17 protein-coding genes and 1 pseudogene are annotated in these 23,572 nt (G+C 70.3%); 7 read left to right on the top strand and 11 right to left on the bottom strand.

The window, feature by feature from the left end; genetic code table 11:
- Positions 1-576: 576 nt before the first annotated feature.
- Positions 577-1,488 (bottom strand): DUF2690 domain-containing protein, encoded by a 912-nt coding sequence (locus ACWCV9_RS35230; RefSeq protein ID WP_450792789.1) that lies wholly within the window; start codon positions 1,486-1,488, stop codon positions 577-579.
- Positions 1,489-1,612: 124 nt separating this feature from the next.
- Here ACWCV9_RS35230 and ACWCV9_RS35225 point away from each other — a divergent pair, with 124 nt between their 5' ends.
- On the top strand, positions 1,613-2,104 hold the full coding sequence (locus ACWCV9_RS35225) for a peptidoglycan-binding domain-containing protein (protein ID WP_450792787.1): 492 nt from the start codon (positions 1,613-1,615) through the stop codon (positions 2,102-2,104).
- On the opposite strand, the gene ACWCV9_RS35220 is transcribed toward ACWCV9_RS35225, so the two are convergent.
- On the bottom strand, positions 2,082-3,014 hold the full coding sequence (locus ACWCV9_RS35220; protein ID WP_450792785.1) for a helix-turn-helix domain-containing protein: 933 nt from the start codon (positions 3,012-3,014) through the stop codon (positions 2,082-2,084). The genes ACWCV9_RS35225 and ACWCV9_RS35220 overlap by 23 nt on opposite strands.
- Before the next feature lie 140 nt (positions 3,015-3,154).
- Here ACWCV9_RS35220 and ACWCV9_RS35215 point away from each other — a divergent pair, with 140 nt between their 5' ends.
- Positions 3,155-3,697 carry a helix-turn-helix domain-containing protein gene (locus ACWCV9_RS35215; RefSeq protein WP_450792783.1) on the top strand — a complete coding sequence of 181 codons (543 nt, stop codon included), beginning with the start codon at positions 3,155-3,157 and terminating at the stop codon, positions 3,695-3,697.
- A 31-nt stretch (positions 3,698-3,728) separates the two neighbouring features.
- Here the strand turns inward: ACWCV9_RS35215 and ACWCV9_RS35210 are convergent, their stop codons facing one another.
- Positions 3,729-5,249, bottom strand: coding sequence for a hypothetical protein (locus tag ACWCV9_RS35210; RefSeq protein ID WP_450792781.1), 1,521 nt, complete (start codon positions 5,247-5,249; stop codon positions 3,729-3,731).
- A 280-nt stretch (positions 5,250-5,529) separates the two neighbouring features.
- Positions 5,530-11,274, bottom strand: coding sequence for an RHS repeat-associated core domain-containing protein (locus tag ACWCV9_RS35205; RefSeq protein ID WP_450792779.1), 5,745 nt, complete (start codon positions 11,272-11,274; stop codon positions 5,530-5,532).
- Between the two features lie 897 nt (positions 11,275-12,171).
- Between ACWCV9_RS35205 and ACWCV9_RS35200 the strand changes: the two genes are divergently transcribed.
- Entirely contained in the window at positions 12,172-13,641 is a 1,470-nt protein-coding gene (locus ACWCV9_RS35200) for a hypothetical protein (RefSeq protein WP_450792776.1), read from the top strand.
- A gap of 380 nt (positions 13,642-14,021) precedes the next feature.
- Positions 14,022-16,433: an Orn/Lys/Arg family decarboxylase gene (locus tag ACWCV9_RS35195; RefSeq protein ID WP_450792774.1), complete on the top strand. Its 2,412-nt coding sequence runs from the start codon at positions 14,022-14,024 to the stop codon at positions 16,431-16,433.
- 21 nt (positions 16,434-16,454) lie between these two features.
- Here the strand turns inward: ACWCV9_RS35195 and ACWCV9_RS35190 are convergent.
- Positions 16,455-17,038, bottom strand: a pseudogene (locus tag ACWCV9_RS35190) (transposase).
- Positions 17,032-17,187 carry a DUF6131 family protein gene (locus tag ACWCV9_RS35185; protein ID WP_450792773.1) on the bottom strand — a complete coding sequence of 52 codons (156 nt, stop codon included), beginning with the start codon at positions 17,185-17,187 and terminating at the stop codon, positions 17,032-17,034. Before ACWCV9_RS35185 ends, ACWCV9_RS35190 begins: the two are co-directional and overlap by 7 nt.
- 150 nt (positions 17,188-17,337) lie before the next feature.
- Between ACWCV9_RS35185 and ACWCV9_RS35180 the strand changes: the two genes are divergently transcribed.
- Complete coding sequence (locus ACWCV9_RS35180; protein WP_450792772.1) at positions 17,338-17,601, top strand: hypothetical protein; 264 nt, start codon at positions 17,338-17,340, stop codon at positions 17,599-17,601.
- A gap of 1,077 nt (positions 17,602-18,678) precedes the next feature.
- Here ACWCV9_RS35180 and ACWCV9_RS35175 read toward each other — a convergent pair.
- The gene (locus ACWCV9_RS35175; RefSeq protein ID WP_450792770.1) at positions 18,679-19,029 is read right to left on the bottom strand and encodes a hypothetical protein; all 351 of its coding nucleotides are present in this window, start codon (positions 19,027-19,029) and stop codon (positions 18,679-18,681) included.
- A 117-nt stretch (positions 19,030-19,146) separates the two neighbouring features.
- Here ACWCV9_RS35175 and ACWCV9_RS35170 point away from each other — a divergent pair, with 117 nt between their 5' ends.
- A complete protein-coding gene (locus ACWCV9_RS35170; RefSeq protein WP_450792768.1) occupies positions 19,147-19,695 on the top strand; it encodes a phosphatase PAP2 family protein in 549 nt (182 codons plus the stop codon).
- Between the two features lie 270 nt (positions 19,696-19,965).
- Here ACWCV9_RS35170 and ACWCV9_RS35165 read toward each other — a convergent pair whose 3' ends face one another.
- Together ACWCV9_RS35165 and ACWCV9_RS35160 are read right to left on the bottom strand one after the other, a co-directional pair.
- Positions 19,966-20,253: a hypothetical protein gene (locus tag ACWCV9_RS35165; RefSeq protein WP_450792766.1), complete on the bottom strand. Its 288-nt coding sequence runs from the start codon at positions 20,251-20,253 to the stop codon at positions 19,966-19,968.
- A gap of 74 nt (positions 20,254-20,327) precedes the next feature.
- The gene (locus ACWCV9_RS35160) at positions 20,328-20,669 is read right to left on the bottom strand and encodes an ANTAR domain-containing protein (RefSeq protein WP_450792765.1); all 342 of its coding nucleotides are present in this window, start codon (positions 20,667-20,669) and stop codon (positions 20,328-20,330) included.
- Positions 20,670-20,801: 132 nt separating this feature from the next.
- Between ACWCV9_RS35160 and ACWCV9_RS35155 the strand changes: the two genes are divergently transcribed.
- Entirely contained in the window at positions 20,802-21,755 is a 954-nt protein-coding gene (locus tag ACWCV9_RS35155) for a helix-turn-helix transcriptional regulator (RefSeq protein ID WP_450792763.1), read from the top strand.
- Positions 21,756-22,511: 756 nt separating this feature from the next.
- Here ACWCV9_RS35155 and ACWCV9_RS35150 read toward each other — a convergent pair.
- Positions 22,512-23,144, bottom strand: a complete 633-nt coding sequence (locus tag ACWCV9_RS35150; protein ID WP_450792761.1) for a GNAT family N-acetyltransferase — start codon at positions 23,142-23,144, stop codon at positions 22,512-22,514.
- 132 nt (positions 23,145-23,276) lie between these two features.
- Entirely contained in the window at positions 23,277-23,480 is a 204-nt protein-coding gene (locus ACWCV9_RS35145; RefSeq protein WP_450792759.1) for an MbtH family protein, read from the bottom strand.
- Between the last annotated feature and the right edge of the window lie 92 nt (positions 23,481-23,572).

The following is a 23,572-nucleotide window of genomic DNA, read 5'->3' as shown; positions in this document are numbered from 1 at the left end:
CCGTTCGGGCTCGTGGCGCCTGGCGACGTCCTCAAGACAAGCAGCCCGCACAGCCGTCCGCAATGACCCCTTTTACTAGTTGTGGCCGGATCGGGCGGAAATATCGGCTCTGTGGCGTGGGTCTCAAAGTGCAGGTCAGAAGAGGTGCCCGAAAGGATGTATCGGACATTTAGGGCTACGGCCTCGGGTCGTAGGTGACCTGCGTCATGTGGGGTGCTTCACCGTCTCACTCACGGCCCGCACGGAACCCGTCACCCAGCGGTCACCGCCCGGGACCCTCGAATGTGACCGCGGCCACCGGCGGCCTGCCGTGTGGCCCGACGCAGCGCTCACCACCCACAAACCGAGCACCACGGTCACACCAACCGGGCCAGCACCCGCACCGCCAGGCAGCACCAACCGATCCATTGACCAGCGGCAGGCCCGCAAGCGGCCCCGCCCGGCCGGCACCACCACGTCCAGCAGCGTGACAGTCGCGGGCACGGCCGGGCCCCCCGACTGACCAAGCAGCCCGTGAAAAACCCGCGGCTTCCCGAGGCGGTGACGGCAGCACCGCCTTGGGCGTGTAGGGGCAGGTCATCCCGTGGGCGACAGTGTGGGGTCAGGAGGATTAGGGGGCTCGGTCAGCCGTTGGTCCCCTCCGGGACCCGTACAGCCCTGCCGGCCCGAGGTGAGGACTGCACAGGCCTTGACGGCCGACGGGGTGGGGGCGGCGAGCATGGCGCTGTAGGTGTCGGTGTCGTAGTGCACCTTGTTCTGCTGGATGCTGTTGCGCGGCCCCACGATGCGGGCGATGTCGCCGGGGCGGCCCCAGCTGATGCGGGCCCACGCGGCCCGGCAGGCGTCGCTGTACCGCAGCTCCACGTAGACCTGCTGGACCTTGGTCAGGGCCGCCGTCCACGCGTCACCCCCGCAGCCGGCCTCTTTCGGGTCCTTTCCGGCGCAGCTGTCCGCGAAGCAGTTGACGTCGGCCTGCCTGCCCTGGGGCTCGGCTTTCGACACGGCGGCCCGTGCCGTGCCGGCCGACGAGTCACCGTTGACCAGCACGACCGCGGTGCCCACGAGCAGGAGGGCCAACAGCAGGGCCGCCGCCCAGACCAGCCGTGTGTCGCGCCAAAGACGCCGCCCCTCGTCGGACGACGGCGAAGCGGCCTCAGGGGGGTCGACGGGCGGTTCGGGCCGCGGGGCGGGTGGTGCGGGCCGTCCGCTTCCTGCCCGCTGATCGTGCGCGGCGGCATTGGCCAGTTCCCACAGCGCTGCGAGCCGGGCGGGCTCCGCGTCGGACAACTGCCCCAGGACGGTGACCGCTTGCCGAGGCGGCAGTGTCTTGCCGTTGAGGTACCGGTCCCAGGAAGACTTGCTGTACGGGGTTCGCTCGGCGAGTGCCGTCAGGCTCAGGCCGCTGCGGATCTTCAACGTCCGTAGTTCCGTGACCAGGTGCCGGACATCCGTTGCGAGGTCGTCCGGCAGTGGTTTCCAGTCGGTCACTGAGACCCCCCACCACCAGTTGTCCCACCTGTCTCCCACGGTAGCGGCGGGGCATAGACCACCAGCACCGTCAAATCCGCCAAACTCCTTGGCCGGTGCCCACGGGCGCGGCTAAGACGGTTGGATGCGTGGAAAGACCGCGGCCGGTGCCGCGCTGTGTGTCCTTCTCGTCGGGGCGCTGTGCGCGGGGGCCACTCGACCGGACGACGAACGAGAGCCGAACGGCCGGGTCCTCCTGTCGGACCTGCACGCGGCGGACCTGCTGGTGTCCGGTCGAACGACGCGCAGTGACGTCGTGGGGCTGTGGCAGGCGATCCTGTGGGCCGACGGCTACACGGCGCGAAGACAGGTCTCCTGCGTGTACGACGGTCCGACGGCCGTCGCGACCCGCGCATGGCAGAGCAATCACCACCTCTCGGCGGACGGTGTGGTGGGACCGGCGACCTGGGGCACGGCCGCGGCGCGTCTGGCCCCGGTGGGCCGCTGGACGGTCTACCGGGGCGAGCGGTACGACCTTCCGCTGCGTCGGGACGCGGACGGATTCCTCGAGGTCTACGACGCCGGGGTGTTTCGTCGGCTGCGGACCGACGAGGTCACCCTGACCCTGTGCCGGTGACGCGGTCGATCCAGCTGTCGTACAGCGTGACCCCGAGTTGGTGGCCGCCGACGACCACGGTCGCCGTCGCCGATCCCGGACCGCCCGCGACCATCGCGGTGCGGACCGCGCCGGCGGGGGCCGAGCTCCCCTCTCCCCCTCGCGTGGTGATGCGCAGGCCGCGTGTGGCCCCCGCCGACTCGACCTCTGCCCAACTGGCCTGACATGCCGGGCTGTACACGAGCTCCAGGACCTGGCCGTACGCCCGCAGGCGGTGGACGGTCACCCGGTCGCCGTCGCATCGCTCCCGGCCGGGATCCCGCCCCTCGCAGGCGACCGACCGGCATCCGGTCGTCGCGCTGTCGGCCCCGCCCGCCAGTGGGTACGGCCAGGCCGGCACGCCGGTCGGTGCGCCTTGTGGTGGGCGGTCGGCCGACCTGGAGTTCCACGGCCACACGAGCACGGCGACGGCAAGAAGCACGCAGCCGGCCGCGACGCCGACCCAGGGTATGACCAGGCCGGCTGTCACCCCGGGTCGCCCGGACGAGAGGACGGCCGGCGGCGAGGATGTGCGGGGCGGTGGCTCTCCGGCCGGCCCGGACAGGTCCAGGGTGGGGAGCGCCTCGGACGCCCGCGATTCCGGCCCGGTGTCCAGGGGCTGCCCCTTCTGCCAGGCATGAGCGGCCGACTCCCACAACACCCGCAACTGCTCCCGGTCGGCATGCGCCATTCGGCCCACTGCCTCCACGGCAGGCCAGGGCGGCAGCCGGGAACCGTTGACATAGCGCCGCCAGGAACTGCGGCTGTACCCGGTTCTGGTGGCCACGGCCGCCGCGCTCGCCTCGCATCTGTCCAGGCACAGGCGCAGCTCCCGCACCAGCCGGACGACCTCGATCGGCAGGTCTCCCGGCAGTGGTCGCCAACGGCCCACAACGCCCCTCCCCGCTCGGTCCGTCGTGCCACGAACGTTCCCCGGGCGCTTTCCAGCGTCCCACCGCGTTGCCCACGGCTCTGTCATCCTCGCAGGCCACGGGCCGGGCGTCCCGGATTTGGGTCAGTCGCCCGGCACCGATGGCCGCCGCGATCGCACCCGGCCAGACTCGTCGGCACCTGCGGCGGCCGAGCATCGGGCCGGCCGATCCGCCGTACGCACAGACTCCGGGGGTTCACGTGAACGCTGCGCGCCACGCCGTATCGAGGGGGCGGAGTAGCACAGGCCTTGGTGCGCCTCGCGGGACGGACGGCGGTCCGAGACTCGCGCCGAGGCCCTGTGCGTCACCCCTCGACGGGCTGCTCCGGGACATCAAGGCATTCGTCGAAGACCACCTTGCCGACGCCGATCTCTCACCGGCCGCGATAGCCGCCGCGCACCACATCTCCGTGCGGTATCTGCATCATCTCTTCCAGCGGGACCGGCGGACCGTCGGCGCCTACGTGCGTCGACGGCGGCTGGAACGCTGCCGGGCGGATCTCGCCGACCCCGCTCTCGTCCGTCGCGGCGTCGGCCAGGTCGGAAGGCGATGGGGCTTCCGGGATCCGGCGGTGTTCAGCCGGGCCTTCAAGTCGGCGTACGGGGTCACGCCCGGGGCCTACCGCAGGCGACTGCTGCGGTAGGTCCCGGGACGCCCGTACTCCTCCCGCGTCCTCACCGGTGAGCGCCACGCTCCGATCGTGCGGCGGGCAGCAGGCCTCGCGGAGCGCGCTGCGGCTGCTCGTTGGAGTCGAGCGTGACGACGGCGCCACCCGCGAAGGGCGTGGCGGGGCCGAAGTTGGACGCCCCGCCGAGCGCTCCGCGGGTGAGGACCTGGGAGCCGGTGACGGCGAGGCTGTCCCCGCTGAGGGCGGTGCTCAGCACGAAGAGGGCTCCGGCCTGCAAGGAGCCGTCCTCCCAAGGCGCGGTGACCAGCAGTTCGGGCCGTCCGTCGCCCGTCACGTCAAGGATCCGCAGGCCGTAGCCGAATCCCTCGCCGACCTGGGCACTGGCACCGATCGCCGCGGCGTTCTCGTCGAAGGTGGCGCCCGGGGCGGACAGCAGGCCCGCGCTGCCGCCCCGCATCAGCGTCACCGTTCCGGTGTTGTTCTCGCGCAGCGCTCCCGTCGCCAGATCGGCGTACCCGTCGCCGTCGAGGTCCCCCACGGCCAGGGAACCGCCGAAGAAGTCGTTCTCCTCCGGAGTGCCGGGGATGCCAGGGCTGCTCTGGCTGATCGTCTGTACCCGGCTGGGGCTGATACCGCCGGACCCTCCGCGGGCGACGACGAGCGCGCCGGAGTACTGGGGCTCGCCGGAGGCACGGTCGGCGAAGACCAGGACGTCGGCGTTGTTGCCGCCGTGGAACCGTCCCACAGCGACGGTGCGCAGGTGGTCCTGGGTGTGGGTGTCCTGGACGCTGATGGAACTGGTGGCGGCCGCGTTGATGCCTCCCGAGGTGCCGGGGATCACCACGACGCCGCCCCAGGCGTCGGACACCCCGCTGATCGCCTCCCCGGGCGCGCTGACCACCAGGTCGTCCTTGGCGTCGCCGGTGACGTCCCCGGCCGCGACCGACCAGCCGAACTTGTCCCCCGTCTCCGGCGTTCCCGGAACCCCGGAGGTGTCCTGCGAGACGCCGACCGAGCGGCTCGCCGTGATGCCGCTGCCGCTGCCGAAGAGGACGGTGACCGCGCCGGCCCGCTGGGTGCTGCCGATCGCCTCGCCGGGGGCGCCGATAGCGAGGTCCGCGAAGCCGTCCGCGTCGAAGTCGCCGACCGCGAGGCTCGCGCCGAACCGATCGCCGGGCTCGTTGTCACCGGGGATGCCGGGCACGCCCTGGTCGATCTGCGCGAGACCGTTGGGGATGAGGCCCAGGTAGGGCGATTCGCGCTTGCCGTACAGGATGGTGACCATGCCGACGGCGAGATTGCTGTTGATGCTCTCGCTGGGGTTGCCGATCGCGACGTCGGCGAGGCCGTCCCCGTTGAAGTCCCCCGTCACCAGCGACGCCCCGAAGGTGTCGTCCGACTCCCCGCTGCCCGGGACGAAGTCGTTGCTGTCCTGGCTGATCGTCACGGCGGGCCCTGCGGGGAGCGTGCCGCCGCCGGGTATCACGTAGATGGAGCCGCCCTTGTCGATCCCCTCCGCATTGGGGTCCCCGGCGAAGGTCAGCCGGGCCCCGGTGGAGACGACCATGTCGGGGATGCCGTCCCCGTTGACGTCGGCTCGGGCGGCAGCGCCGCCGGGACTGAGAAGAGTCCCACCTCGTTCCTGCGCTGTGATCGGGGCGGCCGCCGCCGGGGAGACAGGAGCACCAAAGGCAACAACAATCGACACCGCGGTTGTCATGGCAGCCATCAGGACGGATCTTCCAGCTCGTTGCACATTTCCTCCTCAGAGCAGACATCGCCAGCAGGAATTCCCCGTTGCACCAGTCGGACACACAAAGGGGATCACACAGGGGAACCGCAGTGCCTTACGGGAACGGAAAACTGTCCGAATGCATTTGCCCCGCTCCATAACCCAAGGGACCCAGTCCGGCGGTCATTTGGAACCACGCACCACCACTCGATGAATCCATCGTGCCGCCGAAACTCAGGCAACTGACTGCTCCGCACGCAAAACCCGAATCTTCCTGCTGGTCTGCCGCTCTAGCGGTATTCAGCCCGACGTAAGGGCCGAAGCCGATGCCGAACCCACCATAGGATCTCGACATAGTGCCGTCCTGATACTGGTACGACATACAGACGACGACGCACGAGCTGAAGCCCACCACACCGTAATGCGATAGGTATCTCCCCACCGGCTTCACCACTGCGAGGGAGGCCTTCTTCACGGCCGACCATGGATTCATGACCGACTTGCGCGACGGCTGGGGCACCGCAGGCAGGCACTGAAACCTCAGGGGTCCGACGCTGCAGGCGCTCGGGAGAGCGGAGCCCGAGGGGGTCTGTGTCTTCGGAACGAGCGAAGCCAGGTACTGCCGGAACCAGTCGGGAGGGCTGTACTGCGGCGGTGGGGCCTGCTCGGGGGCGCCGCCTCCGCATGCGCCGCATATATTGCTCCCGCCGCCCCCGCTACTTCCGCTTCCCACGCCACTTTCGCCACCGCTGCTACCACCTCCGCTCGGCTTCTCCCCCGGAGTGTCAACGCACGTCTGCCCGTCCGCGTCGTGCCAGCACTTGCGCAGCCCCGTCGGGTCGCTGAACGTCGTCGGGTTGCCGTCGGCGTACGTGTAGCCGTTCAGGGACTGGGGCTTGGCCTTGTCGTACAGGGGGTCTGGGGAGATGAAGCGGCCCAAGGAAGGGTCGTAGTAGCGGGCGCCGATCTGGTCGAGGCCGGTGTCGGCGTCCTCTGTCTTGCCGAGGAAGCCTCGGTCGGTCAGGGGCACGGCGTCGGTGTTGCCGCGGTGTCCGCCGTAGGGGAGGTAACGCTGGCGCGAGACCTTGCCCGTGGTGTCGTCGACGGCGAGCTGGGTGGAGTTCTGCTGGTCGTTGGCCAGCCATTGCAGGGTGTCGGGAGTGCGCAGGGCGACGACGCTGCCGCCCGCCGTGTAGTAGCGCCTCGCGCTGACCGCCGAGCCGGTGCGGGTCAGTTCCACACCGTCCAGGTAGAGCGTCGTGGCGCTCGGGCTGCGGCGGACCAGCCGGTCGCCGTCGGCGTCGTACGCGAACGACGTCGTCGCACCCGCGCTGGTGACCGAGGTGAGGGAACCGTTGTCGGCCCAGGACAGGGTGGCCGCGGTGCCGCCGACCGAGCGTGAGGTGAGGCGTCCGTCGGCGTCGTAGCCGTAGGTGTCGGAGCCGACGGAGGTGACCGCGTGCGGGCGCACCGCCGTCGGTCCGGGGTCAGGGTAGGAGTAGGTGCGCGTGGTGGCGTCGTCGGTGACGGCGGTCATGTCGCCTACGGCGTCGTACGAGTAGGCCAGCCGGTAGGGGTCGGTTCCGGTCTTGTCGGTACCCGACGGGCCGCTGGAGCAGGCCGCCGTGGTGGTCCAGGCATTGCTCAGGCGCTGCAGGGCGTCGTAGCCGTAACACTGGTTCTGCGGTACGGCCTGGGTCTGGTCGGTGACGGAGGTCAGGTCGCTGTCGTCGTCGTAGGCGTAGGTGTCGTACTGCACCCGGTCGCCGGCCACATAGCTCTGTACGGACGACAGGCGCTGGGCGCCGGAGCTTTCGTAGCCGTACTGGCGCTGCACGCTGCCGTCGGCACCGTAACTCCTGCCCTCGAGCACTCCGTTGCCGTAGTAGGTGCTGGTCTTCACGTAGGTGGCGGCATCACCGGTCAGGGTGTCCGGGCGGCCGGTGTCCGTGTAGCCGGTGGTGACCTTCTCGGCGGGCAGGCCGCCGGCCGCTGGATAGGTCATCCAGGTCTGGTGCCCCGCGCGGTCGTACCCGTAGCCGTAGCCGTAGGTGCCGGCCAGTGCTCCTTCGGCGGTCGGCACGGTCCATGTGCGGCCGGTGACCTGGTAGCGCAGGTCGTAGCCGGTGACGTCGGCGCGGTAGGCCTGCCCCCCGCTCCAGCGGGTGGTCGTGGCGGGGCGGCCGAGGACGAACTTGGTGGGTGTTCCGGTCTGACCGGGCATGGGCACGGTGTCGTAGGTCCATTCGGCGAGCTTGGTGTCGCCCACCGAACCAGTCCATTCGGTGCGTTTGCGGTTCAGCGCGTCGTAGGTGTAGGCGAGTGTCTTTCCGGCCGCGTCCTTCGTGGTGAGGACGTTGCCCGCGGGGTCGTAGGTGGTGGTCGACGGGCCGGCGTCGGGGTCCCGGGTGCTGGTGCGGTGGCCGAGCCAGTCGTAGCCGTACGAGGTGAGGTTGCCGGCCGCGTCGGTGATGGTGGCGACCTCTCCACGCGGTGTGTACGTGTAGCTGGTGGTGGGACTCGCGGACGGCGGCACGTCGCTGCCGGCGGGGACGTTCTCCTGCACCTTGGCGAGTCGGTCCAGGCCGTCGTTCCAATAGGCGGTCCGGGCGCCGCGCGGTGGGGTGACAACCTTTCCGTCGCCGTAGTTGGCGGTGGTGGTCGTCCAGTCGACCGCGCCGTAGCCGGACAGGGTGCTGGTGGTCTCCCGCTGCAGGGCGTCGTAGGTCTTCTCCGTCCACGAGGGCATCTCGCTGGGAGCCGGGTTGAGGAGCAGGTCCGGGTCGTCGCCGGGAGCCTGGGTGTTGTAGAGAGCTGCCGAGGTGCCCTTGGCCAGGCCGCGGTCGTCGTAGGTCGTGACGGTGACCGTGCGGCCGCCGGTGCGGGCCGCGCTGGGCGCCTGCACCTCGCGTGTGCGGCCGAAGCCGTCGAGGTAGGTGTATGTCGGGAGCCACTGGGGGGTGCCGTTGGTGAGCGACTGCAGCTGGCGCGCGGTCACGACGGTCGGCTTGTCCGGCTGCGAGTTGGGGGCGGTTCCGTCGACGGTGACGCGGTAGGTGTACTCGTAGGAGGGCACCGCGCCGGCCGGCGGCGGGACGTCCACGGCGTTCGGCTTGGGTTCGGTCGGCAGCCACACCCGGACCAGCCGGCCGGCGCCGTCGTAGTCGGTTGTCGTGGTCAGGCCGTTGGGGTCGATGGTGCGGGACACCACTCCGAAGGCGCGGCTGGTGTACGTCGTGGTGCTCTGGTTCAGCGGATTGGTCGTCCTGGTGCCGTTCACCGGCCAGCCGCTGGTCGGGTTGTACGACGTGGTGGTGGTGTGGTTGAGCGGGTCGGTGTCGGAGGTGACGCGGCCGTACTGGTCGTAGATCTTCTTCTCGTCGGAGTGGGACGTGTCGTTCCAGTACCGGCGGATCTCGGTCGGGTTGCCGTCGATGGGCTGGTCGCTGGTGCCGGGTGCGGTGGCGTTGTCGTAGAGGGTCACGGTCCGGCCCACCACCGGGCCCGGGCACTGCGTGGTGCTCGCGTCGGGGTCGCCGTTGTGCGTCTCCTGGGTTTCGGGATAGTCGAGCATCCAGCGCCAGTCGCTGGTGTTCTGCGCGTAGGTGATCTCGCTGCAGGTGTTGTCGGTCCCGGTGCCGATCTCGCCCCACTGGACCGTCCGGGTGGGCAGTCCACCGTTGGCGGCGCTGTAGCCGTCCTTGTCACTTCCGGTCTGCCGCCAGGTCCCGTCGGACCTCAGCTGCCGGGCCCGGGTCTGGTAGGGGCGAATCATGTGGGCGTTGTGCAGGCCGGGGCCGTTCGCGGTGACGCCCGAGTCCCAGTAGGTGTACCGCTCGGAGGCGAGTTCGGTGCGCGAGCCGTCGGAGTTCAGACGATAGTGGCGGGTCTGCAGCGTCTCGCCGCTCTTGGCGTGGTTGTCGGCGAACTGGTTGCCGTCCCAGTCCGTGAGGTTGACGTTCTTGGTGCCGCCGCTCTTGAGCTTGTCCCCGTCCATACCGCGGAAGTGGGTGGTCTCCGTGACCGTGCGCTGCTCGGCCGGCCCGTTGCCGTCGGTCTGCCGGACGGTGGCGTAGCCGCGCCAGTCGGCCCACTGCTGCTGGTCGGTGGGGGTGGTGAGGTCGTCGTCGTAGTGCCAGGCCGGTGTGCCCAGGTATTCGTACTGGGCGGTCCTGGTGGGCGAGCCACCGATCAGGTCGACTTGGTCGAGCTTGGTCACCAGGTACTTCTGGAAGACGCCGTGCACGGTCGACGAGGCCCCTTCGGGCCGGTAGTCGACGCGGAAGCATTCCTGGTCGTTGGTGTCCCAGTGCTTGCCCGACTCCCAGGTGGAGTCGGAACCGTCGCTGGGACAGGTGGCAGCGGCGGAACCGTGGCCGTAGTGGATGTCCGTCGCACCGCCGAGCCCGTTCTGGATGCTGGTGATACGGCGCATGGGCATCGCCTTGGTGGAATCACCGCTGGGGTAGTCGACCCGGTTGTTGAGCCAGGCCCCGTCGAAGTCCACGGCGGGAAGAGTCACGTTCTCCGCCCATGTGCCTTGCACCTGGATGTAGTTGAGCCACAGCATCGCGTCGGTCGCGCCGGGCGGGTCGGGCATCGCATAGGTGGGTTGGATGCGGTCGACCTGTAGATAGGCCGAAGTAGCCGGGTCCCAGACCTGGGTGGTGATCGACGCCAGGCGCCGGGTGACGAAGAAGGCCGGGGAGTTCTTCGTGCAGTCCTGGCCGCTGGTGCAGATCAGATCGACCGGTACGTCAGGATAGTCGCTGTCGCTGGTGGACGTCGGAGCGGAGCAGTTCGGGCTCTGCTTCGTGACGTCGGACAGGCAGCGGTAGGCGGTGGCGAAGTCCACGCGGTCGGCAGGCTTCTCGCCGGTCTGCATGCCGTACTCCACCCGGCTGAGGTATCCGCCCCTGTCGTAGGACTCCTTGTCTCCGTTGGAGAAGCGCTTGTAGTAGTTGGTCTCCTTGGTCCAGGTGAACCGGGTGTCGTTCTCGTTGGGGTCCCGAATCTCGTCCAGGTTCCAACGGTACGTCTGGCGGCACAGTGACTGCGCCGCGTCGTGACAGGGTTCGCCGCTGTCGTTGCCGATGACCGGCACCGTCCAGTTGGAGTCCTCGTGGTAGCCGAAGAAGTAGCGGGTGCCGTCGTCCGTGGAGACCACCCAGGCTTCCTTGCTGTTGTCGGAGTTGGCACCGTCGTAGGTGTGCTCGATCTTCCAGCCCGGGTCGTCCTCGGCGTGGTATCTGCCGTTGCCGTCCTTGATCAGCTCGGTGGTCGTGTTCTGCAGGGAGATGACGTACTCCGCGCCGTCCTCCGCGCCCGAATACGGCGAGTGCCAGCACAGGTCGGACAGGGTCGGGCTTCCGTCGTCGACGCACGCCCGGTATTTGCGCTCGATGAACCCGGGGTTCAGGTCCCAGCCCAGGCCCACCCAGGACGCCTGGTTGTTCGAGGCCGAGGTTCGGCCGTCGACCGACTGCGAGGAGTACTCCAACGACAGGTCCGGCGCCTTGCCATAGGGCGGAGGGGGCAAGGGGAGCGGGTAGGAATACCGGAAGTCACCGGACTCAGGGCCGACCGACCACTTGCCAGACGCCTTGAGATCGGTCGCCCGGTAGTCGCCGGAACCACCGGACGCGGTGCTCACCAGGGCGTACACCGCGTTGTCGGCCAGAGGCACCCGGGCGCTGATCCGCCCCTTGTCAACGTCGTTGTCCGCGGGTACGAAGGCTGCCCGCCCCCGGCACGGTCTGGCGTCCAGCACGCACCGCGGCAGGCGTTCCATCCGTAGCCGGCTCGCAAGGTCGCCGCCGGCGGCATGACGGAACGACGCGTAGTCCATCGTGACGGTCACGGGAACGGTCGCGGGTCTCCCCTGAGGTGCTGCTTCGTCGGCGCGGGCAGCGGTGAAGACGTATCCAATGGCTCCCAGCCGCCGCGCCGTAGCCCGGTCGTAGGTACGCACCGCAACGCGGGCCGTGGTGTCCGCAGTTGTCGTCAGGCCGAGCCCGGTGCCCGGAAGCTTTGCCGTGTGTCCCTGGGTGACATCGAGGGTGGCGGAACGAGCCGTCAGCCAGATGGGCGCCGCCGGTGCCGGGGAGGAGACGGCCTCCCGGTCACGGCGTCTGGCCGCGGCGGGCAGGGGACGACCGGGTACGGACTTCTCCCTGCGCGGTGTCCCGGTATGCGCGGAGGCCTTCGCGGTGACGGTGGTCAGTGCGGAGGCGGGGACGGCACCCTGCAGCAGTCCGTCGAGGATCAGTGGCGGGCACAACAGTGCCAGCCACCACGACAGTCGTCTGCGTACCTTCACAGGGCTCTCCCCCTCAGCCTGTCCAGGACGGCCGCCGGCCATAGACTGCGGCAGCCTCAGCAGTGGAACCTCGGCGAGCCTTTCACCGCCGGCTGTCCGACGCATTGACCGTGAACGCAAAGCCGTTGTCGCTCAGCGCAAGAATTCGGGCTCCCAAGCCCGCGGCGGGCGACCGCGGCTGGCGGGGCCGGATCACGGTGTCGGCGCCGGTCCGCGGCGGCACGGAACCCCAGCTGGAGTCGCTGTTGCTCCCACAACGGCCACGTCGGCGTTCCTGCGGGGGGATTGGTGAGCACTCCCCTTTTTTGGAAGCGCGTTGTGGCTGGCGAGCACCGCCTCGACGACTTCAGGTGGTTGACCGAGCAGCCTCGTTGGGCGCACCGTCTTCGTCGCACCGTCCGCTGCTCGCCCACCCTCGACCAAGAGGCTGACGTCACCATGAAGACCCGCAACGACCGATGCCGCCCGCGCCGGACAGGCCGTCTGCTGACCCTGGCCCTCGCCGCCGGTGCACTGCTGTGGCAGCCAGGGCAGGCTGCGGCGACGCCGGCGAACCCGGAGCGGGCCGCCGTGCAGGTGATCGCTGCCCGTACGGCGTCAACGGTCGACGGCGGCTTCGCCCTCACGGCCACCGACCTGAGTGACCCCGTCGCCGAGCTGACCACCGCGCTGCCCACACAGGGCGTCCAGAACCTGCTCAGCCAGGCCGACAAGTCCGTCAGCAGCGGAACGGCCTGCGCGACTGATCCGTTCGGCGCCGGCGACGGCGGCATCGCTCCGCTGGCTCCCGCCGTCAAGTACTGCTGGAGCGACGACGATGCCCTGAACCACGAATGGATCCCACAGGGAATCACCGGTGTCTCGGATGCCCAGGCCGATGAGTACTGGGGTACGAAGCGGCCCCTGATCGCTTCCTGGTACGACGACTCCACCGCCTGCACGCCCGCCGGTACGGCCGCGTGTGCCGACAAAGGGGTGCGCTTGTCCTTCCTCGACCCGGCCACCGCAAAGTATCGCCACGTCCTGCTCGCGGCGCCGTACTACAACTCCTACGGGCACATTTCGTACCGGGCCATCAATATCCACGGCGGCGGCATCGCCTGGTACAAGTACCGCCTCTACGTCACCGACACCCTGCACGGACTGAGGGTGTTCGACCTGCGAAACATCCTCGACCTCGACCCGGACCGGAACCCCAGCACGAACAACAGCACCCCCGACGGCCTGAGCAGCAACGTCCAGGACAACGGCAAGGTCGGGCGGCAGAGCAACGTCTGGTACTCCTACGGCTATCGCTACGTCCTGCCGCAGGTGGGCTCTTACGACTTCGTCAGCGCCCAGTACAACAGCTCGGCCGGCACGTGCGAGTCGAGTGGGGCGCCCAAGGCGTCCTACCTCTCGGTCGACCGCAGCAGCAGCCCCCCGCAGCTCATCATGGGCGAGTACTGCACCACCGACTCCACTCATCCCGACAACGGACGCATCGGCGCCCTGCCCATCGACGACGCGGACGGATCCCTCCTGGCGAATGCCGACGGCCTGGTGTCGGCGGTCGGCACCTACGCGCTACCCGTGAAACAGGTCCAGGGGGCCTCCCGTTACGCCGGCCGTTGGTATCTCAACCAGAGCCATCGCTACAGCAACGCCAGTCTGTGGCGGGCAGCAGTGGGAGGCGACGGCGACCTGGCGGTGACCGGTGGCGAGATTCGCACGGCGGTCGGCGCCGAGGACATGTACTACGAGCACGGACAGGCCACCGGCGCGGCACCTTTGCTCTGGTCGCAGAGTGAGCACCGTGCCGACATCAACGACCCTTCCTGTGCAGCGACCGGCCCCACACCCGACCCCACGCCATGCGGACGGGTGATCTATGCCCACCGGGTGAGCGACATCCTCACACAGCCGTGAGGCGCATGCGCCGCTTCATGTGAAGGAGCGGGCGCGCGCCTTGTCCCCGCCTAGGGCCTTCGACCGCTCACCAGTCCCAACTACGGCAGCACGCCGCCGACCCCGCTCATCGACCGGGGACTCTTCCAGCTTTTCCCCGCGAAGCGGGCCGGCCTCCGCCACCGGCGACGTGCTCCCGGCCAGGGCGGCCTCGCCGTCACCGACCTGCTCCCCGCACCTACCGGGATGGCCCCCCCTAAGGGCGTGGTGCGAAAGTCAACCTCGGGACGGCGGTTTCCGCCATAGCGGTGGTTTGCCGTCCCGGCCGCCGTTCTGCCCGGTGCGCCACCAGGACACTGGCCGGGGCGGCCGGGGCGCCGCAGTGGAGGACGAGAAAGCGCATGGCCGACAGCAGGATCCTGGTCGCGGTACCGGAACACCCTCGGGGCGAGGGCGCCGGACCCCAGCAGCTACGCAAGATCCGGGACGCGATCGAGGCGGACGGCTTCGAAGTCCGGTGGGCGGTAACGGCGGAGGACGCGGACGCGGTACTGCGCACCGAGGCTGGGCTGGCGGCGGCGCTGGTGGCCTGGGACCTGCCCAGGGCCGCCGGTGACGGGCCCGGCGCCGCGCTCACCGCGCCGGGCGGCACACGCGCCCGGCCGGGCAGCCCCCTCGACGGGACCCCGGGCGGCGGCGCTGTGCTGCGCCGGATCGGCCGCCGATTCCGGGACCTGCCGGTCTTCTTGGTGATGGCCGACGAGGGCCTGGGGGACCTGCCGCTGTGGGTGTCCGAGTCGGTCGTGGGCTATGTCTGGCCCCTGGAGGACACCCCCGGCTTCATCGCGGGCCGCATCACCACCGCCGCCCACGCCTACCGGGAATCCGTCCTGCCGCCGTTCTTCCGGGCACTGCGCCGCTTCGACGACGCCCACGAATACTCCTGGCACACCCCGGCCCACTCCGGCGGTGTCGCCTTCCTCAAGTCGCCGGCGGGACGCGCCTTCCACGACTACTTCGGAGAGCGGCTGCTGCGCAGCGACCTGTCGATCTCGGTCGAGGAACTGGGCTCGCTGTTCGAGCACACCGGCCCGATCGGCGAGGCGGAGCGCAACGCGGCCCGAGTGTTCGGCTCCGAACTCACCTACTTCGTGCTGCACGGCGACTCGACGTGCAATCGCCTGGTAGGCCATTTCAGCGTCACCCGCGACGAGATCGCGCTGGTGGACCGCAACTGCCACAAGTCCGTGCTGCACGGCTTGGTTGTCTCGGGTGCCCGGCCGGTCTACCTGGTCCCCACCCGTAACGGCTACGGACTGGCGGGACCGCTGCCCCCGGCCGAGATCGCCGCGGACGCGGTGGCGGCCCGGATCGCCGCGCACCCGCTCACCGAGGGGGCGGTGTCCCCGCACCCGCAGTACGCGGTGTTCACCAACTCCACTTATGACGGCCTGAGTTACGACGCCGTAGCCACTGCTCGCGCGTTCGCCGCCAGTACGCCCCGGGTGCACTTCGACGAGGCGTGGTTCGCGTACGCCCGTTTCCACCCGCTCTACGCCGGCCGCTACGGCATGTCGGTGGACGAGGATGCGTTCCCCGGCCCGGACCGCCCGACCGTGTTCGCCACCCAGTCCACGCACAAGCTGCTGGCGGCGCTCTCGCAGAGCGCGATGGTGCACATGCGACCCGCACCGCGGGCGCCGGTGGAGCATGACCGGTTCAACGAGGCGCTGATGATGCACGGCACCACCTCGCCCCTCTACCCGATGATCGCCTCGCTCGACGTGGCGACGGCGATGATGGACGGCCCGCAGGGCGAGTGGCTGATCGACGAGGCGGTGACCGAGGCGATCCGCTTCCGTCAGGAGATGGTGCGCCTGCGACGGCGGATCGAGAGCGCCGGGGACCGGCCGCCGTGGTTCTTCGGAGTGTGGCAGCCGGACACGGTCACCGACCCGGCGACCGGCGAACGGCTGCCGTTCGAGGAAACCCCGCCGGAGCTGCTGCGCACGGAGCAGTCCTGCTGGCTGCTGGAGCCCGGCGTCGACTGGCACGGTTTCCCCGGGCTGACCGAGGGCCACTGCATGTTGGACCCCATCAAGGTCACGCTGACCTGTCCGGGGATCAGCGCCACCGGCGAGATGGCCGAGGAGGGCATCCCGGCCCGGGTGCTCACCGCCTATCTGGCCACCCGGAAGATCGTGGTGGAGAAGACCGACAGTTACACCACACTGATCCTGTTCTCCATGGGCATCACCAAGGGCAAGTGGGGCACCCTGCTGGACGCCCTGACGGATTTCAAGGCCCTCTACGACGCCGACGCCCCACTGGAGCGGGTCCTGCCGGAGGCCGTCGCCGCGCATCCCCGCCGGTACGCGGGCCTGACCCTGCGCGGGCTGTGCCAGGAGATGCACGAGCAGCTGCGCTCGGTGCGCCTGGTGGAGCTTCTGGACACGGCCTTCCAGCAGCTCCCGCAGCCCGTGGCGCCACCTCAGCACTGTTACCAGCGGCTCGTGCGGGGTGACACCGAGCGGGTCCGGATCTCGGAGGCGGCGGGCCGGGTGGCGGCCGCCATGGTGACGGTCACCCCGCCTGGCATCCCGGTCCTGATGCCGGGCGAGTCCATCGGTGCACCCGACGGCCCGCTGCTGCGCTATCTCACCGCCCTGGAGTCCTTCGACCGCCGCTTCCCCGGCTTCCGCAGCGAGACCCACGGCGTGACCAACGACGAGGACACGGGCGACTACCTGATCGAGTGCCTGATCCAGGGCGCGGAGCAGATGCCGGGGCACTCGCCCGGGCGTGTCGGTTAGGGCCTCTTGGGAAAGTGCTGGTCACAGCCCCTCGTTGAGGACTGCGACCAGCACTGTCGCCTCGTAGCGGACGGCGAGCGTCCTACCTCGTGGCGACGGCCCGGTGGCGCTTGAGACGACTGATTCCGCACTCGACGGCATGGCGCTCGCAGTAGTCGGTCTCGTCGGACTTCGGCGGCCTACCGCCTCGGGGGCCCAGCTTCTGACGCGTGCGGACGCGGTCCGCCGGGACCGGGATGGTCGCCTTGATTCCGCGTCTTCGCAGGTCCGCTCGGTGGCGGCGGGAGTCGTACGCCTTGTCAGCCCGCACCCGGTCCGGTCGACTGCGAGGCCGGCCAGGACAGACAGAAGCTTCTGCCCCTGTTCGACGGCGAGGTGGATCTTTGTGCGTCGGCCTCGGCCTCGAGCTGGGTGACGATCCGGGCCCCGGTGCCATCGCGCTGCCAGCGCCGGAACAGGTCGTAGACCCGGTACCACGGCCCGTAGCGTTCTGGCACATCACGCCAGGGAGCACCAGCCCGGGTCCGCCACCGTATGCCGTCTATCAGCTGCCGCCGAGTCCATACCGGCGGACGGCCCGGCTTGGTGCCCCGCGGCGCTACCAGTAATGGCGTCGTCCTCCGACGGCGTGCCCGAGTGCGCCCAGCAGGAACAGGACCGCCCCGATGACCAGCAGAATGATGCCGATGGTCCACAGGATGGCGATCTTCAGGATGAAGCCGACGACGAGAAGGATGACTCCGAGGGCTATCACGGCGTCCTCCGTAGGTTTGCGTTTAGGTTCACTGTCGCCCCTGGAGGCGAGTCAAGCAACGCGTGTCTGGTTCAACGCATCCGACCGGTACAAATAGGACGAATGGTTGATAGCTACTTTGCACCCGCCCCCACAGAACGGAGACCCCCGATGGTGATCAAGAAGCTTCACGACATGGGCGTCCGCAGCGAGCATGCCTACATCGCCGGCCTCGCATCGATCGGCCTCAGCTTCGCCTCCTGGGTGGCAAGCCTGAAAGCCGAGCAAGCCGGCGTCGATCGCGCCGACCGATGGGGCATATTCGTGGGCGAGTGGGCGCCGACGTTCATCGGCCTGGGTCTCGCGCTCTCTCACTACGAGCAGCAGGAGGGCACGCTCAGCGGCTCCTTGCACGCGGTGTCGCAGACCGGCTGACCTCCAGGAAACTGCGCCCGCCTTCTCGGCCTGGAGGCGGGCGTCCGCTCGCCCGCCATGAGGAATGTCCTGCCTCACGCACGAAAGAGCGGCGCACCGGCCACAGTCACGTCAGCCCGTCACAAGGCCACCGACCCCATCCCAACCACGAACCACCGCCGATCTCCCGCGCCGCGACAGCCGGGACTGGACCGTCTCGGCCGCCTGGTGGCGCTGCTGTAGGTGCCGGAGGGTCGGCGGGTGTCGGAGCTGGAGCGGCTGCGCCGGCCGCCGACGCGCACGACCGGCACCAGCATGGCCAACGCGCTGGAGCGCGTGAATGAGAACTCCGCGTTCCGGCTGGGCCGGGTGAAGCTGGATCGGGTGCCGCCAACCGGCTGGCAACGTTGGCCCGGGTCGGTCTGGGGTCGAAGGCGCCGATCCTGGAGCGCACGCCGGAGCCGCACTGGACGTGTTCGCGCTGCTCATGCAAGTGGAGGTGATCAGCGTGGCGAAGCGGGCCACGGACCGGGACTGGCTGGCGGCCCGGCCCCGCCTGGCGAAGGCGTCGCGGACGGTGCAGGCGGGGCTGCGGGTGTGGTCCGGGCAGTTCGCTCTGGTGGAGGAGGTCGGCGGGGCCCTGGACGCGGCGGCGATGTGGCGGGCTCTGGAGGCCGAGGTCGGCCCGCGTGCCGAGGTCGAGGCGGCGGTGGGGCTGCTGGACGAGCTGCTGCCGCCCGGCGACGAGGAGGCGGAGGCGGAGGTGCGCCGCCAGCTCGTCGGCCGGTACGACACCGTGCGGCCGTTCCTGTCACTGCTGGGCGAGTCGAGCGCTGGGGGCGGCCTCGGGCGGGCGGCGGGTGCTGGAGGCGGTGAAGCGGCTTCCCGCGCTGTCGCGGCGCAAGGTGAAGGCCAAGCCGCTGCTACCGCGGGAGATCGATCAGAAGCTGGTGCCGCCGGCGTGGAAGAAGGCGGTGTTCTCCGACCCCGCCGTGCCCCGCCCGGCAAGGTGGACCGCGACGCCTACGTGGTGCCTGGCCTCGGCCGGAATCGCGGCCCTGAGCCCGCACTCCCACTGCCGCCGAAGCAACTTCGGGCCTACAGCCACCGCTTGGCTGATTCGACGCTGTCGCCGCCGCTTGTGTTGAACGCGATCGCAGCCTTCGGCGCATGGCGCCGGACCAGATTCACGACCTGCTCAAAGAGCGGCAGAAGCGGTTCCGGCTTGCGGATCCCACCCCCGATGACGACGACGTCCCAGTCGTGCTCGGACAGTGCTGCGACGATCGTCGGCTCGGCCGACTCATCCAGCTCGATCAGCGTCATGGACGCATCGATGGCGTGTTCCCCGAACCGGGCCAGTTCCTGGTCGAGGGCCGCTCGAAGGACGTCTCCGTCCATACCGGGCACGGCACGTGGGTCGATTCCAAGAATGAGAACGCGAGGCATGCCCAAGAGGACGATCAGCCATCCACCCAGGTTCCCACGGCACGCAGCCGGTGCCCGATCGAGCTCGCCCGCTGATCGTGGGGTGTAGGCCGTTGACCTGCGGGACATCTGCCTCTCATGAGGCTTCTGACGGGGTTGAGCGGCGCTGACCGGTCACTGAGCAAGCGGGCGGCCTCGCGTATCCCGCCGGGCGTCGGCACGATGCTGTCGGCGGTGGAGGAGGCAGCCGAGAGCGCGAAGCTGTGGTGCGGCGCCGCCGCGGCGATGACGTGGCTGGGCGGGTGGCACGGCCGCAAGGCGGCGGTAACCGGCATGGCCGCCCTGGCCGTGGCACAGCTGATCTCGAACGGCGTGTGCAAGCAGGTGGCCGACCGGCCACGGCCGCCGAAGGAGTGGTTTCCCCACGATGAGGTCGATGACCGTCCCGACTCCCCTTCTTTCCCTTCCGGACACACCGCTGCTGCAGTGGCCTTCACTGCAGCCGTGACGCCGACATGCCCGACCGTCGGCGCACTATGCGCGGTGCCGGCCGGCTTGGTGGCCCTCGAGCGGGTGCAAAGCGGCGCCCACTACCCCGGCGACGTTGCCGCCGGCGCCGTCATCGGTTTGGCCAGCGCCTGGTGCACCCACAACATCCCGCGCCTCATCCTGCGCCACTGGCCATAACCCGGCCTGCGCCCGGCGCGGCTGACACACGCCTGGCTGCACTACCGGCGCGGGCCGGTCGGCGGCGAAGGCGGGTCGATGCCGCGGGCGTTCGTGGAAGTCACCGGGCGGCCGTGGGCCCCGAACACCTCGCCGCTCAACTGCCCGGTGCCGGTCTTCGGCTACGCGTATGAGCAGGGCCCGCTCGGCCGGCTTGCCCGCCACGGCACAGCCTTCGAGGCGGACACCGTCAGCCCCGTGCGTCAACATCGCGGGCACGGGGATGACTCCTCAGCCCGGTAGTACACGCACCTCGCCCCTTGAGGGGTCTGCCTGCGCCACGTAGCCGGCTTGAGTGAGGATCTCCAGCAGCGCTTGCCGCAGAACGGCGCGGATGCCCTCGAACTCCGCGTCCGGCCGCCCGACGGGATCCAACTGAGCTGCCGGGACCCACCTCACCGTGACCGCGTCCGCCTCCTGGCGGACCCGCAGCCCCGTCCCGTCCTGCGCACTCACCGACGCGACATCGAACCCCGCACGAGCCAGTGTGCCGCATACCTCGGCGAACAGAACCGCCACACCACTCCCCTCCGCCATGCGCAAAACCTGCACAACGGCGCCTTGAAGATCACACGTGAGAACGCCCTGCCACCTCAGCGCACGGACACGCCGCTCATCGCGTCGTCCTCTCCGGTCGCAGTGGAGTCCCGGGCACGGGCCACCGCCGCGGACAGGGCCCGGCGCACACCAGCGGGTAGCTGCCCGCTGGACGGCCAGTGCACCAGGCAGTCGGCCACCTCGCGGAGCTTGATGTTCGTGTGCTGGGAGACCTCCCTGAGCACATCCCAGCCCTGCTCGGGCCGGAGCCCGCCGACACAGATGACCACGCCGATGGCCTGGTCGATCACGGCGTGCGAAACCACGGCCGTGCGCAGCTGGGTCACCTCCTGCTGAAGCGCCGCCAGCTGGTCCGTCTCCTCGTCCTCTCCGGTCATGCCGCCCACCCTCGGCACGGCGCCGCACCCGCGCCAGCCACCAAGCGAAGGACTTTGCACGCATCTGGCCGAAAAGCGAAAACGGCCTGCCCAGCACCGCATGATCGGGTGATGCCCGGGCATGGGCGAGGCGTGGAGACACTCACCTTCGACAGCGCGGATCTGGAGGCCACGGAGGACTTCCTCAGCCGCGCCTACGCCCGGATGCGCATCGGCAGCAGCACCCCGGCAGCCAGCCGGGCCAGGATCCGGCGTACCGCCATCGCGCCGGTGAGTGTCGACGAACTCGTCCTCGACTTCGAGATGAGCTACTCGGTTACGCCGCTCGGGCGCATCTGTCTGTGCCTCGTGTACGAGGGAACCGTGCGGGACCATCGTTTCCAGGGCGTCGAGGACACCTTCGGACCGGGTGACATGGTGCTGCTCGCCCCGCCCGACCTGCCGTACTCCGGGCGCATCTGCAACGCCCGCTACAACATCACGATGCTGGACCCGGCGCTGCTGGGCCAGGTGGCCGCCGGCGCCGACGACGCGCGGCCGGTACGGCTGACCGGGCACCGGCCGCGCTCGGCGGCCGCGGCCAGTCAACTGAGCCGGACCATCGCCCACCTGCGGGACTCGGTGCTGGCCGACCCGGAGACCGCCGACCAGCCGCTCATCGCCGCGACCGCCGCGCAGTACCTGGCGGCGAGCGTCCTGAACGCCTTCCCGAACACGGCCCTGCCCGAGCCGACCGCGGCCGACCGCCGCGACGCGCATCCCGCCGTACTGCGCCGGGCGCTCGCCTACATCGACGACCACGCCGACCAGCCGGTGACGGTCGCCGACATCGCCGCCGCGGCCCATGTGACCGTGCGCGCACTGCAGTACGCCTTCCGGCGGCACCTGGACACCACCCCGCTGGCCCATCTGCGCCGAGTCCGGCTCGCCCACGCCCACCAGGAGCTGGCGACCGCCACACCGGACAGCGGAGCGACCGTCACGGCGATCGCGACCCGCTGGGGTTTCCACCACCCGGGCCGCTTCGCTGCCCTGTACCGCGACACCTACCGGCGCACTCCCCACACCACCCTGGCCGGCGACTGAGCACGGGCGTAGCAGCAAGCGCCGTCAGCAAGTGACCGGCTGGGCGTGGGAAAGGCCGCGGTGGTGACCGCGCTGGTGTGGGCGGCGGTTGCGCTTACCGAGGGCAGGAACGCCAGCTGGCAGGCAGCGGCGGGCGGGCCGTGCCCGGCCGCCCGGATGAGGAGTGGGCGGTCCTCGCCCACCGCTCGCCCTGGCCGGGTCGCTGACCGCGAGGTGCGGGCGGCCCACACGTGACCTTGAGGCCGACCTGGCCGGGGCACTGACGGCTCGAGGACGGTGCTACAGCGGGTCTCCGAGCGGTCCGAACTGCTCTTCAAGGTTCTGCTAGAGGGGCCGGCGGATACACAGGACCGCCACCAGGGAGAGCAAGAAGCTCAGCGCGTTGCCGACGAAGGGCAGCGCCCGGCCGATCTCGGACAGCAGGCCGCCCAGCGGCGGTCGGCCGGCGACACGCCGTAGGTACGCGCCTCGTTGCGGGCGAGGCCGGTGGTGAGCCGGTCGAGCCGGCGCGGGTCGAACGGTCCACGAGGATCCCGGCAGGCAGACGGCACACCATGGTGGTGACGAGCCCGGCGGTGCCGACCAGCCCGGCCTGCGCGGCGGACCCCCAGGTCCGACCGGCACTGCCCGGTCCACAGCAGGTTGACGTCGCGGTTGCGCCACAGGCCGAGTGAGCCGTCAGTGGTGGCCGGCCCGGCCACGTCCTCGGTGAGCGGCGGGCCGGCTCACACCGGGTCCTTGGCGCTCGCCGGGCGGCTAGGAGCCGGGCACCGGGCCGGCGGAGAGCTCCGGGCGGCCTGGGGCCGGAGCGGGCACGGTGGCGGCCGGAGCCGCATCCGCCGCTCCGGCCCCGGAGGGCGCCCGGTCCGCCGGCCCGGCGTCGGCGGGCAGGGTGGGTACGACCAGCATCTTCGTCACGGAGCCGTCCTCGTCGACGACGTCCCGGACGTGCCGGAAGCCCAGTCGGCGGCACATGGCGAGGCTGGCGGTGTTGTCGGCGCCGACCATGCCGTACGCCTCGGTGAGCCCGAGGTCGTCGGCGGCGTGCCGGAGCAGGCCGCGCACCACCTCGGCCCCCAGGCCGCGGCCCCAGTGGGCGGGGGCGAGCGCGGTGACGAGTTCGTGGCCGTCGACGTTGCCGGTCGGCTTGATCTCGGCGTGGCCGACATAGGTGCCCGCCAGCCACAGGCCCCACACGTCGAAGCGGCGCTGCGGGTAGACGTCGGTGAGGATGGCGCGGAACAGGGTGCGCAGGTCGGCTTCGGGCACCAGATCCTGGCCCATCCAGCGGCACACCTCCTCGTTGCGCAGGAGGGCGACGAAGTGGTCCTCGTCCTCGGCTCTGTAGGGGAGGAACTCCAGGCGTTCGGTGTGGAGTACGGGGATCATGGCGGGCTCCTCGGGATGGTGCGGCACGGTGCTGGGTGGCCGAGGGCGGTGGGGCGCCCGGAGGTGGTGCGGTCGGGGGCGGCGGTGCCGGGCCGGCGGTGGGCCGGCCCGGCGTGCCGTGGTGCGGGCCGGTCAGGCTCCGGCGTTCTCCATGCGCTCGCGCAGGCTCTTGGGGCGCATGTCGATCCAGACCTCGTCGACGTAGGCGGAGCACTCGGCTTCGGTGCCCTCCTTGCCGACGGGCTGCCAGCCGGCGGGCACCTCGATGTCGGCGGGCCACAGGGAGTACTGCTCCTCGTCGTTGCGCAGCACCTGGTAGCGGGTGTTCTCGTCCATGTCGGCTCCTTCGTCCTACGGGTGTCGTCATTACGGGGGTCGTCGTGCCAGGGGTCGTCGGGTGGACGTCGTCCTGCCGCGGGCGGGGCGCG

The organism is Streptomyces sp. NPDC001606, assembly GCF_053596835.1.
Note: the sequence above shows the minus strand (reverse complement) of the source record. Positions and strands in the feature narration are given on the sequence as shown.

Bases quoted from the DNA above. Each gene is read 5' to 3' on its own strand.
- ACWCV9_RS35225 (WP_450792787.1), top strand. From the start codon at position 1,613: ATGCGTGGAAAGACCGCGGCCGGTGCCGCGCTGTGTGTCCTTCTCGTC.
- ACWCV9_RS35195 (WP_450792774.1), top strand. From the start codon at position 14,022: ATGGCCGACAGCAGGATCCTGGTCGCGGTACCGGAACACCCTCGGGGC.
- ACWCV9_RS35200 (WP_450792776.1), top strand. From the start codon at position 12,172: ATGAAGACCCGCAACGACCGATGCCGCCCGCGCCGGACAGGCCGTCTG.
- ACWCV9_RS35215 (WP_450792783.1), top strand. From the start codon at position 3,155: ATGGCCGCCGCGATCGCACCCGGCCAGACTCGTCGGCACCTGCGGCGG.
- ACWCV9_RS35210 (WP_450792781.1), bottom strand. From the start codon at position 5,249: ATGGTCGTCTCCACCGGGGCCCGGCTGACCTTCGCCGGGGACCCCAAT.
- ACWCV9_RS35180 (WP_450792772.1), top strand. From the start codon at position 17,338: ATGGTGATCAAGAAGCTTCACGACATGGGCGTCCGCAGCGAGCATGCC.
- ACWCV9_RS35145 (WP_450792759.1), bottom strand. From the start codon at position 23,480: ATGGACGAGAACACCCGCTACCAGGTGCTGCGCAACGACGAGGAGCAG.
- ACWCV9_RS35150 (WP_450792761.1), bottom strand. From the start codon at position 23,144: ATGATCCCCGTACTCCACACCGAACGCCTGGAGTTCCTCCCCTACAGA.
- ACWCV9_RS35175 (WP_450792770.1), bottom strand. From the start codon at position 19,029: ATGCCTCGCGTTCTCATTCTTGGAATCGACCCACGTGCCGTGCCCGGT.
- ACWCV9_RS35170 (WP_450792768.1), top strand. From the start codon at position 19,147: ATGAGGCTTCTGACGGGGTTGAGCGGCGCTGACCGGTCACTGAGCAAG.
- ACWCV9_RS35160 (WP_450792765.1), bottom strand. From the start codon at position 20,669: ATGACCGGAGAGGACGAGGAGACGGACCAGCTGGCGGCGCTTCAGCAG.